General features: G+C 70.9%; 14 protein-coding genes and 1 tRNA gene. 6 read left to right on the top strand and 9 right to left on the bottom strand.

Annotation, left to right across the window (positions count from 1 at the left end):
* The first annotated feature begins 108 nt into the window (after positions 1 to 108).
* Positions 109 to 1,764: a 5-guanidino-2-oxopentanoate decarboxylase gene (locus tag OG611_RS05565; RefSeq protein ID WP_266416113.1), complete on the top strand. Its 1,656-nt coding sequence runs from the start codon at positions 109 to 111 to the stop codon at positions 1,762 to 1,764.
* On the top strand, positions 1,761 to 2,978 hold the full coding sequence (locus tag OG611_RS05570) for a Glu/Leu/Phe/Val dehydrogenase dimerization domain-containing protein (RefSeq protein WP_266416115.1): 1,218 nt from the start codon (positions 1,761 to 1,763) through the stop codon (positions 2,976 to 2,978). Before OG611_RS05565 ends, OG611_RS05570 begins: the two co-directional genes overlap by 4 nt.
* Positions 2,979 to 3,068: 90 nt before the next feature.
* Here the strand turns inward: OG611_RS05570 and OG611_RS05575 are convergent.
* Positions 3,069 to 3,142, bottom strand: a tRNA-Thr gene (locus tag OG611_RS05575).
* A 161-nt stretch (positions 3,143 to 3,303) separates the two neighbouring features.
* Between OG611_RS05575 and OG611_RS05580 the strand changes: the two genes are divergently transcribed.
* From OG611_RS05580 to OG611_RS05595, 4 genes are all read left to right on the top strand, one after another.
* The gene (locus tag OG611_RS05580) at positions 3,304 to 4,704 is read left to right on the top strand and encodes an RNA-guided endonuclease TnpB family protein (RefSeq protein WP_266416117.1); all 1,401 of its coding nucleotides are present in this window, start codon (positions 3,304 to 3,306) and stop codon (positions 4,702 to 4,704) included.
* Positions 4,705 to 5,042: 338 nt separating this feature from the next.
* Positions 5,043 to 6,179: an ABC transporter ATP-binding protein gene (locus tag OG611_RS05585; RefSeq protein WP_266416119.1), complete on the top strand. Its 1,137-nt coding sequence runs from the start codon at positions 5,043 to 5,045 to the stop codon at positions 6,177 to 6,179.
* Between the two features lie 224 nt (positions 6,180 to 6,403).
* Positions 6,404 to 6,817: a hypothetical protein gene (locus OG611_RS05590; protein WP_266416121.1), complete on the top strand. Its 414-nt coding sequence runs from the start codon at positions 6,404 to 6,406 to the stop codon at positions 6,815 to 6,817.
* A gap of 34 nt (positions 6,818 to 6,851) precedes the next feature.
* Entirely contained in the window at positions 6,852 to 7,562 is a 711-nt protein-coding gene (locus tag OG611_RS05595) for a nucleotidyltransferase family protein (protein WP_266416124.1), read from the top strand.
* A 105-nt stretch (positions 7,563 to 7,667) separates the two neighbouring features.
* Here the strand turns inward: OG611_RS05595 and OG611_RS05600 are convergent, their stop codons facing one another.
* From OG611_RS05600 to OG611_RS05635, 8 genes are all read right to left on the bottom strand, one after another.
* The gene (locus tag OG611_RS05600) at positions 7,668 to 9,287 is read right to left on the bottom strand and encodes a DoxX family membrane protein (RefSeq protein WP_266416126.1); all 1,620 of its coding nucleotides are present in this window, start codon (positions 9,285 to 9,287) and stop codon (positions 7,668 to 7,670) included.
* 138 nt (positions 9,288 to 9,425) lie between these two features.
* On the bottom strand, positions 9,426 to 10,382 hold the full coding sequence (gene rlmB, locus OG611_RS05605) for a 23S rRNA (guanosine(2251)-2'-O)-methyltransferase RlmB (RefSeq protein WP_124717238.1): 957 nt from the start codon (positions 10,380 to 10,382) through the stop codon (positions 9,426 to 9,428).
* 84 nt (positions 10,383 to 10,466) lie between these two features.
* On the bottom strand, positions 10,467 to 11,870 hold the full coding sequence (gene cysS, locus OG611_RS05610; RefSeq protein WP_266416128.1) for a cysteine--tRNA ligase: 1,404 nt from the start codon (positions 11,868 to 11,870) through the stop codon (positions 10,467 to 10,469).
* Between the two features lie 81 nt (positions 11,871 to 11,951).
* Positions 11,952 to 12,359, bottom strand: a complete 408-nt coding sequence (locus OG611_RS05615) for a PPOX class F420-dependent oxidoreductase (protein WP_266416129.1) — start codon at positions 12,357 to 12,359, stop codon at positions 11,952 to 11,954.
* Positions 12,356 to 12,631: a hypothetical protein gene (locus tag OG611_RS05620; RefSeq protein ID WP_266416130.1), complete on the bottom strand. Its 276-nt coding sequence runs from the start codon at positions 12,629 to 12,631 to the stop codon at positions 12,356 to 12,358. The genes OG611_RS05615 and OG611_RS05620 overlap by 4 nt, the downstream gene beginning before the upstream one ends.
* 56 nt (positions 12,632 to 12,687) lie before the next feature.
* Positions 12,688 to 13,191 carry a 2-C-methyl-D-erythritol 2,4-cyclodiphosphate synthase gene (gene ispF, locus OG611_RS05625; RefSeq protein WP_266416132.1) on the bottom strand — a complete coding sequence of 168 codons (504 nt, stop codon included), beginning with the start codon at positions 13,189 to 13,191 and terminating at the stop codon, positions 12,688 to 12,690.
* Complete coding sequence (gene ispD / locus OG611_RS05630; RefSeq protein ID WP_266416134.1) at positions 13,181 to 13,927, bottom strand: 2-C-methyl-D-erythritol 4-phosphate cytidylyltransferase; 747 nt, start codon at positions 13,925 to 13,927, stop codon at positions 13,181 to 13,183. The genes ispF and ispD overlap by 11 nt, the downstream gene beginning before the upstream one ends.
* A gap of 354 nt (positions 13,928 to 14,281) precedes the next feature.
* Positions 14,282 to 14,764: a CarD family transcriptional regulator gene (locus OG611_RS05635; RefSeq protein WP_006380568.1), complete on the bottom strand. Its 483-nt coding sequence runs from the start codon at positions 14,762 to 14,764 to the stop codon at positions 14,282 to 14,284.
* Positions 14,765 to 15,171 lie beyond the last annotated feature (407 nt).

Here is a 15,171-nt window from a genome sequence, read left to right on the forward strand (position 1 = left end):
CACAACTGAACAAATGTTCAGTATCTGCACGCATTGACATGGGCGATCCACACTCCAAATACTGACTACTCATTCAGTAAGGAGCCCTGCGCAGTGCCTGGAGAAACCATGTCGGAACCACCCGCGACCATCCCCGCCCGGCCCCCGCGAGGCGGGCTCACCGGCGGGGAAGCCCTGGTGCGGGCGCTCGCCGCGCACGGTGTGACCCAGGCGTTCGGCATCCCCGGCACCCACAACCTGGAGATCTACCGGCACCTGGCCGCCTACCGGATCGACCACCTCAACCCCCGCCACGAACAGGGCGCGGGCTACGCCGCCGACGCCTACGCCCGGGTCTGCGGACGGCCCGGCGTGGCGATCACCACCACCGGCCCGGCCCTGCTGAACATCGCGGCCGCCGTCGGCCAGGCCTACTCCGACAGCGTCCCGCTGCTCGTCGTCTCACCCGGCATGCCGCTGCGCCACTCCCGGCAGTCGACCGGCCTGCTGCACGAGATGCGCAGCCAGACCGAGGCGCTGCGGGGCGTCGCGGCCGTCAGCCACCGGGTGTCCTCCGTCGAGGAGATCGGCGTGGCGGTCGCCCGCGCCTTCACCCTCTTCCGTACGCGGCGCCCCCGGCCCGTGCACATCGAGGTACCGCTGGACCTGCTCACCGCCGTGGAACCGGCCGGGCCCGTACGGACCGCCCCGCCGGCCTCCCCCGCGACGGCGGACCCGGACGCGCTCTCGACGGCCGCCGAGGCGCTGCGCTCGGCCGCCCGACCCGCGATCGTGCTCGGCGGCGGAGCGCGCGGAGCCGCCGCCGAGTGCCTGCGACTGGCCGAGGAGCTGGGCGCCCCCGTGGTGACCTCGGCCAACGGCAAGGGCATCGTCGCGGAGACCCACCCGCTGTCGCTCGGCGCCTCGCTGCACAGCCGGGCCGTCCGGCGCTGGCTGGCGGAGCGCGACGTGGTGCTCGCCGTCGGCACGGAGCTCGCCGAGTCCGACCTGTGGGAGCCCCTGCCCTCGCTCGGCGGCACCCTGATCCGGGCCGACATCGATCCGGCGCAGATGTACGCGGGCCCGCCCGCCGGCATCCCCCTGGTCGGCGACGCCCGGCACACCCTGCGCTCGCTCCTCGCCACCCGCCCCGGCGCCGCGGCCACCATCGCCACCACCGAAACGCACCACGAGGTCCACCGCGCCGTCGTCGCACTCCGCGACGAGCGGAACGCCGAGACCCGGAGCGAGGACGCGCACCTGCTGCCGTACCTGGCGGCGATCGGATCGGTGCTCCCCGCGAACGCGGTGCTCACCTCCGACAGCGCCCAGTGCTGCTACTACGGCGCGATCCCGCACCTGCCCGTCGCCCCGGAGGGCCGCTACCTGCACCCGACGGGCTTCGGCACCCTCGGCTACGCCCTGCCCGCCGCCATCGGTGCCAAGACCGCGGACCCCGCCCGGCCGGTCGTCGCGCTGAGCGGCGACGGCGGGCTCCAGTTCTCCGTACAGGAACTGGCCACCGCCGTACAACTGCGACTCCCCCTGCCCGTCGTGGTGTTCGACAACGGCGGCTACGGCGAGATCCGCGACGAAATGGTGTCCCGCGGCGACCGCCCCACCGGGGTCGACCTGCCGCCGGTCGACCTGCCCGCCCTGGCCCGCGCCTACGGCGGCCACGGTGTACGCGCCGACTCGCCCGAGGCACTCGCCGAGGCCCTCCGCCGGGCCCTGGACACCCCCGGCCCCACCCTCATCACCGTCCCCGAGGAGCACTCCCGATGACCACGTCCCCCACGACCCCGCGGACCGCCGCCGGGCCGGCCGCCCCCCTGATCTCCCTCACCTGGACCGACCAGGAGACCGGGCACCAGGGCCACCTGGTCATCGACCGACTGGTGCGCGGCGTCTCCAGCGGCGGCCTGCGGATGCGCGCCGGCTGCACGCTGGAGGAAGTCACCGGCCTGGCCCGCGGCATGACGATGAAGGAGGCGCTGCACTACAACCCGCAGGGCCGCTACATCCCGCTGGGCGGCGCCAAGGGCGGCATCGACTGCGACCCGCGCGACCCCGCCGCCTACGGCGTCCTCGTCCGCTACCTGCGTGCCGTACGCCCCTACATCGAACAGTTCTGGACCACCGGCGAGGACCTCGGCCTCACCCAGGACCTCGTCGACCGGGCCGCCGCCGAGGCGGGCCTGGTCTCCTCCATCCAGGCGGTCTACCCGCTCCTCGACGACGAGGAAGCCGCCCGGCGGCGCCTCGCCGACGCGTTCGCCATCGACGTGGACGGCATCGGCCTGGACGAGCTGGTGGGCGGCTGCGGAGTCGCCGAATCGGTGCTCACCGCCCTGGACCGGGCCGGCGTCGCCCACCGGGGAACCCGCGTCGCGGTGCAGGGCTTCGGCACCATGGGCGGCGCCACCGCCCGCTTCCTGGCCCGCGCCGGACTGCGCGTCGTGGCGGTCGCCGACATCAAGGGCACCGTCGCCAACCCCGACGGCCTGGACGTCGAGGCTCTGCTCGCCGCCCGCGACGGCCACGGCGCCGTGGACCGCGCCGCACTCCGCGCCGAGGACCGTGAACTGCCGGCCGACGCCTGGCTGACCGCCGACGCCGAGGTACTGGTACCGGCCGCCGTCTCGTACGCCGTGGACGCCGCCAACCAGGCGGGCATCACCGCCCGCTGGATCGTCGAGGCCGCCAACATGCCGGTGGTCCCCGAGGCGGAGACGCTGCTGGCCGCCCGGGGCATCACCGTACTGCCGGACGTCGTCGTCAACTCCGGTACGAACGCCTGGTGGTGGTGGACCCTGTTCGGCGACATCGGCGCCGACGCCGACGAGGCGTTCGCGTACACCCGCCGGTCGATGCGCGCCCTGGTCGACCGGATACTGGCCCGCGCCGAAACCGAGAACACCACCCCCCGAGCCGCCGCACACGCCCTGGCCGCGGACCGGCTGCCGACGGTCGCGGAACGCTTCGGAACGTTCCGCTGACAGCTGACGAGATCGCGCCCCCTGCTGGGCGTACGAGCTCCGTCCGCGCATAAAAAAATCCCAGGTCAACAAAGCGTTGACCTGGGGTTGAGCCGCCTGTCGGACTCGAACCGACGACCTATTGATTACAAATCAATTGCTCTAGCCAACTGAGCTAAGGCGGCGTCCCACGCGATGACAAGTACGCGCGCGAACCCTCACTCTACACAGCGCCCCACCATCGATCCATGCGGTTCCGTCGCCCCCGTAACCGCCCGAGCACCCATGCGTTAAGAGCACTGCCACACCAATCCGGATATCGGACAGTCGGGGGGGGAAGAGGAGCGTGATGGGCACCGCAGACCAGCCGCCACGGGTGACGGTCGGCGATGCCGGGCGCATCAAGCGTGAGGCCCTTGGCATCGCCGACCGCAAGAAGCACCACGGCCGGGCGGCGACCGCCGTGAAGAGCCGGGCCAAGGAACCCGGTACACAACAGCGCGTGTACCGGTACCGCTTCTACCCGACCCCGTCACAGACCGAGCAGCTGGAGAAGACCTTCGGGGCCTGCCGCTGGGTCTACAACGAAGGGCTGGCCCCGCGGGCGGGCGCCTGGGAGAGGCATCGGGTGTCGGTGGGGTTCGCCGAATCGTGCCGGGCGTTGACGGGATGGCGACAGGCGTCTGAGACGTCCTGGCTGCGTGAGGTGTCGTCGACGGTGTTGCAGCAGTCGTTGCGACATCTGGACGGGGCGTTCACGAGGTTCTTCAAGCAGTCGGCGAAGTATCCGCAGCGGAAGAGGAAACACCGGTCGCGGGATTCGGCGACGTACGTACGGACCGGTTTCCGGTGGTCGGAGGACCCGGAGCGGCCCGGTACGGGTCTGGTGACCCTGGCGAAGCAGACGGTGCCGTTGGACGTGCGGTGGTCGCGGCCGTTGCCGGCCGGCGCGGCACCGGTGAAGTTGTCGGTGACACGCGACCGGGCGGGCCGGTATTTCGTCGCGGTGCTGATGGAGGAGCGGATCCAGCCCCTGCCTGCGGCGTTCGTACCGGGCGGGCACGAGCCGACAGCGGTGGGGATCGATCTGGGGCTGGCTGCGCTGGCGACCCTGGACGACGGAACGAAGCTGGATCATCCGCGGCTGATGAAGAAGTACGGGGAGGAGCTGGCGCAGCTGCAGCGGGGGCTGCACCGCAAGGAGAAGGGATCGAAGAACCGGGAGAAGGCCCGGGAGCGCATCGCCCGGTTGTACGCGCAGATCAGCGACGTACGCAGAGACATGCTGGACCAGTTGACCACCCGCCTCGTGCGCGAGAACCGAGTGCTCGTGGTGGAAGACCTGGCCATCGCGAATCTGCTGCGTCCGGCAGTCGGGAAGGGACGTCGGCGAAAGGCCCGGCTGAGCCAGGCGATCATTGACGCGGCCTGGGGCGAGCTGCTCCGGCAGCTGCGCTACAAGTGCGCCTGGTACGGACGGACGCTGGTGATCGTGGACCGCTTCTTTCCGTCGACGCGTCGGTGTTCCGGCTGCCGAGCGAAGGGGCCGTCGCTCGATGTGTCCGTGCGGGAGTGGACATGCACGGAGTGCGGTGCGGTGCATGACCGGGACGTGAATGCGGCGCGCAACCTCCGGGAAGAGGGCATGCGGCTGTACTGGTTGGTGGCTTCCGCGCTCCCACCCGGGCGGATGCCGCCGTCGGTGATCAAGGCATCGGAGCCGGCAGACATGCTGTCGGCTGCGTGACGGAGTGAAGGACTGCGGTACGGACCGACGGGCCGTCGGCCGTAAAGCCTGTGGAGCCTGCGTAAGACCGGTCCGGAGTGCCCTCCAGGGGTGCGTCGGGGGCGGCGGGGGCGCCGAAGCAGGAAGTGTTGCGAGTGGCACAGGTCAAAAGTGCGTCGCTCTGGTCCCCGGCGGGCGGGCGTCGGCCCCACCCCCGTCAGGAGATATTCCTCCCCGTCGAACTACTGACAGATTCGAAATGGCCAGGTAGCGTCGCTGAAGGTTCACTCAAGTGGACCAGACCACTCCCGCACTCGGATCGTCCGGCACGTTCCTGCCGGTGGAGGAGAAGATCCAGCATGGCCAGTGTCACGTTCGACAAGGCGTCCCGCGTCTACCCCGGCTCCACGAAGCCGGCCGTGGATCAGCTCGAGATCGACATCGCGGACGGTGAGTTCCTCGTCCTCGTCGGTCCTTCCGGTTGTGGCAAGTCGACCTCCCTGCGCATGCTCGCGGGTCTTGAGGACGTCAACGGCGGCGCGATCCGCATCGGTGACCGCGACGTCACGCACCTGCCCCCGAAGGACCGGGACATCGCCATGGTGTTCCAGAACTACGCGCTGTACCCGCACATGACGGTCGCGGACAACATGGGCTTCGCGCTCAAGATCGCCGGGGTCAACAAGACCGAGATCCGGGCGAAGGTCGAAGAGGCCGCCAAGATGCTGGACCTCACCGAGTACCTGGACCGCAAGCCGAAGGCGCTCTCCGGTGGTCAGCGTCAGCGTGTCGCGATGGGCCGTGCCATCGTGCGTGAGCCGCAGGTCTTCCTCATGGACGAGCCGCTGTCGAACCTCGACGCCAAGCTCCGTGTCTCCACCCGTACGCAGATCGCCTCGCTCCAGCGCCGTCTGGGCATCACGACCGTGTACGTCACGCACGACCAGGTCGAGGCTCTGACCATGGGTGACCGGGTCGCGGTCCTCAAGGACGGACTGCTCCAGCAGGTCGACTCGCCGCGCAACATGTACGACAAGCCGGCGAACCTCTTCGTGGCCGGCTTCATCGGCTCCCCGGCCATGAACCTGGTCGAGGTCCCGATCACCGACGGCGGTGTGAAGTTCGGCAACAGCGTCGTCCCGGTCTCCCGCGAGGCGCTCACCGCCGCCGCGGACCGTGGTGACACGACCGTCACGGTCGGCATCCGCCCCGAGCACTTCGACATCGTCGAGCACGGTGGCGCCGCCGCGAAGTCCCTGTCGAAGGACAGCGCCGACGCCCCGGCCGGCCTGGCCGTCTCGGTCAACGTCGTCGAGGAGCTCGGCGCCGACGGCTTCGTCTACGGCGCCGCCGAGGTCGGTGGCGAGCACAAGGACCTGGTCGTCCGCGTCGGCGGCCGCGCCGTCCCGGAGAAGGGCACCAAGCTCCACGTCGTGCCGCGCCCGGACGAGCTGCACGTCTTCGCGACGTCGACGGGTGAGCGTCTCACCGACTGACGCCCCGCACACCCGCGCCACAGCGGCCCCGCACGTTCTGCGTGCGGGGCCGTTCGCGCGCCATGGAGCACGAGCGGGTTTGGATCCGTACGGCGCCTAATTCCCCGGCACACCGGTCATTTCGCCCCCGTTCGTCAACACCCGATTCGAAAAGCACCCTCGAACCATCCCCCTCAAGGGTGACGAAATGTCGCCAAATCATTACTGCCCGCTACGCTCGCTGCGTGACCCACACTGCGCGCCGCATCGGCCGATCCCTCGCCTTCGTACTGCCCGTCGTGATGGTCCTCTCCGGGACCCTCGCCGTCACCAGCGTGCCGTGGGCAGCGCACAACTCCGAGCCGCAGGTCCTGACCGCGTCGGCCCACGACATCTCGAAGCGCGCCAGGACGCGCACCCCGCAGGACGCCCTCCGTGACCGGCTGCTCCTGGAGCTCCAGGAGAAGGACCCGGGTGTCGCGCTCACCGACCTCCAGCGCTCCGTCGAGGGCCGCCCCTCGCTCGCCCGGCACTGCATGTCGATCGCCAGGGCACTGGGCCGCGCCGCCGTCGAGAAGTACGGCCCCACGCACGCCCACCGGTTCTCGCGTCCCGTCTGCGACACGTCCTTCGCCTCGGGCGTCGCCCGGTTCAGCTGACCGGCCGTGCCGGGCACCGCATATCGTGCCTGGCATGCATACGTATCCGACGCAGGCCGTGGTCCTGGCGGGTGGCCAGGGATCGCGGCTGCGCCCGTACACCGATGACCGCCCCAAGCCGATGGTCGAGATCCCGGGCACCGGGACTCCGATCATCGGCCATCAGCTTTCCTGGCTGGCCGCCGAAGGCGTGACCGACGCCGTGGTGTCGTGCGGTCATCTGGCCGAGGTGCTGCAGGAGTGGCTGGACTCGGCGGTGCTGCCGCTGCGCGTGACGACCGTCGTGGAGTCCGAGCCGCTGGGCCGCGGTGGCGGGCTGAAGTACGCCGCCGCCCGGCTGCCCGACCCCGACCAGCCCTGGTACGCCACCAACGGCGACATCTGGACGCGCTTCTCCCTGCGCGAGATGGCCGCGTTCCACACCGAACGCGATGCGACCGCGACGCTGGCCCTGGCCCGTCCCCGTATCCCGTGGGGTGCCGTGGAGACGGACGCGTTCGGGCACATCACCGACTTCATCGAGTCGCCGCCCTCGCCGTATCTGATCAACGCCGGTGTGTACGTCTTCTCCCCGGAGTTCACGACGCTGCTGCCGGACCGGGGCGACCACGAGCGGACGACGTTCCCCCGGCTGGCCCGGGAGCGCAGGCTGGCCGGGTACCCGCTCCCGCACGGCGCGTACTGGCGGGCCATCGACACGGCGAAGGACCTCACCGAGGCCGCCAAGGAGCTCGACGGGCAGTAGCGGAGCCCCGGGCGTACGACGAACCCGGGCGTACGACGAAGGGGCGGTCACCGGTACGAATCCGGTGACCGCCCCTTCGTCGTGTGCCGACGTCGGCCCGGCGGCTCAGCCGAGCAGGCCGCCGATGGGGTTCTGCCCGCCACCGGACGTACCGCCGGTGGAGTCGCCACCGCCCGAGCCGCCGGTGGAACCGCCGCCCGTGCCGGTGGTGCCGGAGGACGACGGGCCGGAACTGCTGGACGGGGGCTGCTGCGGGGCCGTCTGCTGCGGGGTCTGCCGGCCGGTGCCCTGGGTCTGGCTGGGCTGTCCGGCACCGGCCGCCTGGCCGGACTCGCGGACGGTGCCCGCGGCGGGCGTGGACGGCGCGGTGGAGGGCGTCGTGGCGGCGCCGCTCCGGGTCGGCGAGGGGCGCCGACCCTCCGGCGTGTGCGAGGCCCGGCCGCTGTGGGATTCCTGCGGGAGCGGGGAGCCGGGGAGCTGGTTGGTCGGGTCGCCGTTCGGGCCGGGCACGGTGACGACCCCGGAGGAGCGGACCGCGCCGCCGAGCACGGAGCCCACGAGAAGGGTGAGGCCGACGACGACGACGGCGACGAGGGCACCCCGGCGCAGCACCCGGCGGCGCAGGTCCCAGATCGCCGAGCGCGGGCCGAGCCTGCGCCAGGCCTCACCGGCGAGCCGTCCGTCGACGGAGTAGACCGGCGCGCCCGCGATGATCAGCGGGCTCCAGGCGGCGAGGTAGATGATGTCGGGCGCGTCGTAGACGGCGACGGTGCGCCAACTCACGGTGACCAGCAGCGCGGCGGACAGCAGCGCGCCGACCGAGGCGGCGACCCGCTGCCAGAGGCCGAGGACGGTGAGGACGCCGACGACGACCTGGAGGAAGGCGACGCTGAGTCCGGCGCCGACGGGGTGGGAGAGTGCGAAGTCGCGCAGCGGCTCGGCCAGCGCCCAGGGGTGCAGCGAGGTCAGCCACTTGACCATGGAGCCGCGTTCGCCGCCGTCGAAGTAGACGGGGTCGCAGAGCTTGCCCATGCCGGCGTAGACGGAGATGAAGCCGAGGAAGACCCGCAGCGGCAGCAGCACGACGCCGAGGTTCATCCGGCGGCCGGGGTAGTACGCGTGGCGTACGGAGTCGCTGTTCTGGCGCCCGCTCCGGTCCTCGGTCTCCTCGTCGAAGTCGTCCTCGTCGTACGCCGCTTGCGGGTACGGGCCGCTGTCGGCGGAGTCGTAGGCGCCGACCGCCCGGCGCATGGGCGGCAGCAGGGGTCCGTTGTCGTAGCGGCCCGGCTGGTGGGGGGCGGTGATGACGGGGGTGGGCTGGGTCTCTTCGAGGAGATCGATGACCTGGGTGCCGCCCGTGCCGTGTCCGCCGTCGTATTCCGGGGGCGCGTAGGGGGCGTAGGAGTCGTACCCGGCGGCCGGGCGGCCCGCGGTGGAGTTCCGTACGGCCTGGAGGAGCCCGGTGGCGCCGGGGTCGCCGGGGGCGGACCTGCCGCTCCACACGACGGGCGAGCGCCTGCCGCGGGCCGCTCCTGCGCCGCTCATGGCGGGGATCCTGGGCGCGCCGGCGGGGGCCAGACCGCGCAGCCGCGGGCGCTGGCCGGGGGCGAGCTGCACCCGGAAGCTGGCGTGGTTGACGATGACCTGCGCAGGGTCGCAGTCCACCTTGGCCATGCTCAGGGCGGGTTGTTCGTCGAACCGAGGCGTTCTGGTGTCCACACTCATCTAACCGAGTGATGTGTGTTTAGGACACTGCCTTGACGGGCCCGATGTGTCCGAGGCCCGTCAATGGGGTCGGGCGGGGGCGCCGGGGGCCTGTCCGGCGACAGGCCCCCGGTCGGCCGCCCCCCGGCCGGGTGGACTTCAGGCCCGGCGCCGCGCGACCTCGTACAGGACGATCCCGGCCGCGACACCGGCGTTCAGCGACTCCGCGCCGCCCGGCATCGAGATGCGGACCCGGTAGTCGCAGGTCTCGCCGACGAGGCGGCCGAGGCCCTTGCCCTCGCTGCCGATGACGATGACGACGGGTCCGGCGAGCTCCGCCAGGTCCTCGACGGTGTGCTCGCCGTCGGCGGCGAGACCGACGACCGTGAGGCCGGCCTTCTGGTAGCCCTCCAGCGCCCGGGTCAGGTTCGTGACGCGGGAGACCGGCGTACGGGCCGCCGTGCCGGCCGAGGACTTCCAGGCACCCGCCGTCATCCCGGCCGCGCGCCGCTCGGGCACGACCACGCCGTGGCCGCCGAACGCGGAGACGGAGCGGACGATCGCGCCCAGGTTGCGCGGGTCGGTGACGCCGTCGAGGGCGACGATCAGCGGGTCCTCGCCGTTGTCGTACGCGGCGGCGGTGAGGTCCTCCGGGTGTGCGTACTCGTACGGCGGGACCTGGAGGACGAGGCCCTGGTGGTTCAGGCCGTTCGTCATCCGGTCCAGCTCGGGGCGCGGGGCCTCCATCAGGTTGATGTTGCCGCGCGCGCCGGCGAGCTGGAGCGCCTCGCGGACGCGCTCGTCGTTGTCGATGTACTGCTGGACGTACAGGGTCGTCGCCGGGACGCCGTCGCGCAGGGCCTCGTAGACCGGGTTGCGGCCGACGACCATCTCGGACGTGCCCTTGACGCCGCCGCGCCGGGGGGCGGGGCGGCGGTTGGCGGCCTGCTTGGCCTTGGCGGTCGCGATGCGGTTCTTCTTGTGCTTCTTACGGGCCTCGGCGGGCGGCGTCGGTCCCTTGCCTTCGAGACCACGGCGTCGCTGGCCACCGCTGCCGACCTGCATGCCCTTCTTGTTGGACGTGCGGCGGTTCCTGCGCTGGCTGTTCCCGGCCATGACCTACCTGTTTCGTTGCTTCAGACGTGCGTGCGTATAAGTGAAAGTGTGCCGCCCGGAACGCCGGGCGGCACATGGTGGGGACTACTGGCGCGGGCCGAGTGTCCACCGTGGTCCGGTGGGGCTGTCCTCGATGACCAGTCCGGACTGGTTGAGCTGGTCGCGGATGGCGTCGGCGGCGGGCCAGTCCTTGCGCTCGCGGGCCGACTGGCGCTGGTCGAGCACGAGACGTACGAGGGTGTCGACGACGCCGTGCAGATCGTCGCCGCGGTCGCTCTCGCCCGCCCAGTGCTCGTCGAGCGGGTCGAGGCCGAGGACGCCGAGCATCGCGCGGACCTCCGCGAGCCGGGCGACCGCCGCTTCCTTGTCGTCGGCGGCCAGTGCGGAGTTGCCCTGGCGGACCGTGGTGTGGACGATCGCGAGGGCCTGCGGGACGCCCAGGTCGTCGTCCATCGCCTCGGCGAAGGCCGGCGGCACCTCGGCGGCGGGCTCGACCGTCTCGCCCGCCTTCTCGGTGACGCGCTGGACGAAGCCCTCGATCCGCGCGAACGCGGACTCGGCCTCGCGCAGGGCCTCCTCGCTGTACTCGATCATCGACCGGTAGTGCGGGGTGCCGAGGTAGTAGCGCAGCACGATCGGGCGCCACGCCTTGACCATCTCGCTGACCAGCACCGAGTTGCCCAGCGACTTCGACATCTTCTCGCCGGACATGGTGACCCAGCCGTTGTGCACCCAGTACTTCGCGAACTCGTCGCCGTACGCCTTGGCCTGGGCGATCTCGTTCTCGTGGTGCGGGAAGATCAGGTCGATGCCGCCGCCGTGGATGTCGAAGGCGGTACCGAGGTACTTGTGCGCCATGGCGGAGCACTCCAGGTGCCAGCCGGGGCGGCCGCGGCCCCAGGGGGTCTCCCAGCTGGGCTCGCCCGGCTTGGACGCCTTCCACATCGCGAAGTCGCGCTGGTCGCGCTTGCCGGTCTCGCCGTCGCCGGACGGCTGGCGCAGGTCGTCCAGGTCCTGGTTGGACAGCTCCAGGTAGCCGGGGAACGAGCGCACGTCGAAGTAGACGTTGCCGTCGGCCGCGTAGGCATGACCGCGTTCGATCAGGCCGCGCATCATCTCGATCATCTCGGGGATGTGGCCGGTGGCACGGGGTTCGTAGGTGACCGGGAGGCAGCCGAGCGCGTCGTAGCCGGCGTTGAACGCCCGCTCGTTCTCGTAGCCGATGGCCCACCAGGGGCGGCCCTGTTCCGCGGACTTCGCGATGATCTTGTCGTCGATGTCGGTGACGTTCCGGACGAACGTGACGTCGTAGCCGCGGTACTCGAACCAGCGGCGCATGATGTCGAAGTTCAGCCCGGACCGGATGTGCCCGATGTGCGGGGCTGCCTGGACGGTCGCGCCACAGAGGTAGATCGAGACACAGCCCGCTGTGAGCGGTACGAAGTCACGGATCTGCCGGGCGCTGGTGTCGTACAGGCGAATAGTCACGCCTCAAGGGTAGTGGGCGTGCACCAGTGCCCCGCGACCCCTTGGGGATCGCGGGGACAAGTTTGTGACCGCGGGGGCGCCTCAGATGCTTCCGACGACCTTGCGCGGGGTGATCCGGACGACCACGCGTTCGGCGTCGTCGGCGGCGGCCGAGGGGTTGAACTCCGCGAACTTCTTGCCGGTGTACTTCACGGACAGCTCGTCCATGAGCTCCTCGGCGCCCTCGGTGGTCAGCGCGGCGGTGCCGCGGATCTCGGCGTACGTGTACGGGGCGGCGAAGGGCTGCACGACGACGGAGACCCGCGGGTCACGGTTCAGGTTCTGCTCCTTGCGGCGGCCCACCGCCGTCGAGATGAGCACGTCGTCGCCGTCGCGCTTGGCCCAGACCGGGGAGGCCTGGGGGCTGCCGTCGGGCTGGACGGTGACGACGGTGACGAAGACGGGGGTGTCGAGAAGCGCTTTGAGCTCTGCGGAGAGTGCGGCGGTCATGGCGTACGTCCTCCTGGTGGGGTCGGTGATGCCTCCACCCGTACCCCAACCACGTTCCGCCGCTCCCGCTTCCCGGTCCTGCCCACCGGAAGGGTCAGGGCGAGCGCGGCACCCGCGAGCGGCACGGCGGCGAGCGCCGCCCATCGGACCGGGCCGGGCGCCTGGGGTCCGCGGTCGCGCACCGCACCAGTGGCGACGGTCTCCCCCTCGCACTCGACGACCAGCAGGGTGCAGCGGTCGGGGCGACGCTTGCCGCACCGGCGTACGTGCAAGCGATGTGCAACAAGGTCTGGCCCCGGAGTACCGGCAGGTCAGGGCCGTGCCGGGGTCAGCCGGTGCGGTAGACCAGCGCGGTCGCGAGCCCGGCGATGCCCTCGCCCCGCCCGGTGAAGCCGAGCCCGTCGGAGGTGGCGGCGGAGAGCGAGACGGGCGCCCCCACGGCGGCCGAAAGCACCTTCTGCGCCTCGTCGCGCCGCTTGCCGATCTTCGGCCGTACGCCGACGACCTGGACGGCGACATTGCCGATCTCGAAGCCCTCGGCCCGCACGATCCGCGCCGCCTCGGTCAGCAGGGTCACACCGGCGGCGCCGGACCACTCGGGCCGCCCGGTGCCGAAGTGCTGCCCGAGGTCGCCGAGCCCGGCGGCCGAGAAGAGCGCGTTGCACGCGGCGTGCGCGACGACGTCGGCGTCCGAGTGCCCGGCCAGACCAGGCCCTTCGCCCTCCCACAGCAGCCCCGCGCACCACAGCTCGCGGCCCTCTTCGAAGGCGTGGATGTCGGTGCCGATCCCGACCTGCGGGATCACGGGGCCGGTCCGTTCCTCAGAAGCCATCGTTCGCCCTCCTGCGTGCGAGTACCGCATCGGCCAGCACCAGATCCAGCGGCCGGGTCACCTTGAACGCCTCTTCGTGCCCGGGTACGACCACGACGGGCGCCCCGAGCTGCTCCACCATGCCCGCGTCGTCCGTGGCGCCCTCGCCGCTGACGGCGACGGCGTTGTGGGCCCGTACGAGCGTGTCGCGGTCGAAGCCCTGCGGGGTCTGCACCGCACGCAGCCTGGCCCGCACGGGCGTGCCGAGCACCGGCTCCGGCTCCCCCGGCGCACCGGGCTCGACCTCCTTGACGGTGTCGGCCAGCGGCAGCGCGGGGACGACGGCGGGCGCCCCGTCCCGCACCGCCTCGATCACCGCGTCCACCGTGTCGACGGGCACCAGCGGGCGCGCCGCGTCATGGACGAGGACGACGGAGATGTCCGCCGGCAGCACGTCGAGGCCGAGCCGCACGGACTCCTGGCGGGTGTCGCCGCCGGGCACGACGAGGTAGTCGGTGCGCTCGGGCAGGGCGTGCTCGTCGAGCAGGTTCTTGACCTCGGGGGCGCCGTCCGGCGGTGCGACGACGACGACCAGGGAGACGGCACGGGACGCCGCCATGGCCCGAACCGCATGGATGAGCATGGGCGTCCCGCCCAGCGCGCGGAGCGCCTTGGGGGTGCCCGGACCGAGCCGTACACCGCGGCCGGCCGCGGGAATCACGGCGGCGGTGCGGTACGGACGCGATTGATCAGACATCGGTTGCACTCCGAAGCTTCGGCATGTTTGTTTCCACGGCCGACATGGGTATGGCCACAAGCGAGCCGGGCGCCATGCCATGACTCGACCGGGCCCTTTCCGTGACACCCGGTCGAAGTCGGACAAGCCGCACCGGTCGCTCGGGATCGGCTGCACAAGATCGCGAGCAACGTATCGGGGGTATCACCGATGAAGCCAACGCATCGGTGAGTCGGGACGTAATCCGGACAGGCTGCGCAGAAATCCAGACATGCCGCGGCCTGATATGGACATGCCGCGGCGCCCGACGACATACCGTGAATACGGTTGTCAGCGGGCACCGCGGCACATTGATTACGACCGGCGCGGGCCGGTTCAGGACGCGAGAACCTCGTCGAGCAGAGCCTCGGCCTTGTCTTCGTTCGTGTTCTCCGCGAGAGCGAGCTCGCTCACCAGAATCTGGCGAGCCTTGGCGAGCATGCGCTTCTCACCTGCGGAGAGTCCACGCTCGCGCTCACGACGCCACAGGTCGCGGACCACTTCGGCGACCTTGATGACATCGCCGGAGGCGAGCTTCTCGAGATTTGCCTTGTAGCGCCGGGACCAGTTCGTCGGCTCTTCGGCATACGGTGCGCGAAGCACCTCGAAGACCCGGTCCAGCCCCTCCTGCCCGACCACGTCGCGCACACCCACGAACTCCGCATTGTCCGCCGGCACACGAACCGTCAAGTCGCCCTGGGCGACCTTGAGCACCAAGTAGGTCTTGTCCACGCCTTTGATCTGGCGAGTTTCGATAGCCTCGATCAGCGCGGCCCCGTGATGGGGATAGACCACGGTGTCGCCAACCTTGAACGTCATGTGACAGGTACCCCTTCCGTGGCTATCAAGCGTAACACGAGAACTGCTTCTCCTGAATGGCGTTTTCGCAGGTCAGGGCATATCTCGGGGCTTGACAACAGCAACGCGCACGTGCTGCGGAAGGCTCACGGGGGACGGTATTCGCAGGTCGGAGCCGTTGTGCGGGCAGGGCGAAACACACACGTCTCACACATCTGAACCACCCCACGAAGGGGCCGAACGTCCCGTTTTGCCGGGTTCCAGATGATGAACTTTCCGTACTCCGTTCGGAGATCGATCACCCGTACGGCGGTAAGTGCCGTTGATCAATGGAATTGATCAACGGCCCGGCGCGATCGGTTATGCGCACGGAATGCGCCACGCCCCATGAATTGATCACCGGCGATATGTGAACGGCACGTGTCGCC

Origin of the sequence: Streptomyces sp. NBC_01363 (assembly GCF_026340595.1) — a bacterium.
Taxonomy (GTDB): Bacteria; Actinomycetota; Actinomycetes; order Streptomycetales; family Streptomycetaceae; genus Streptomyces.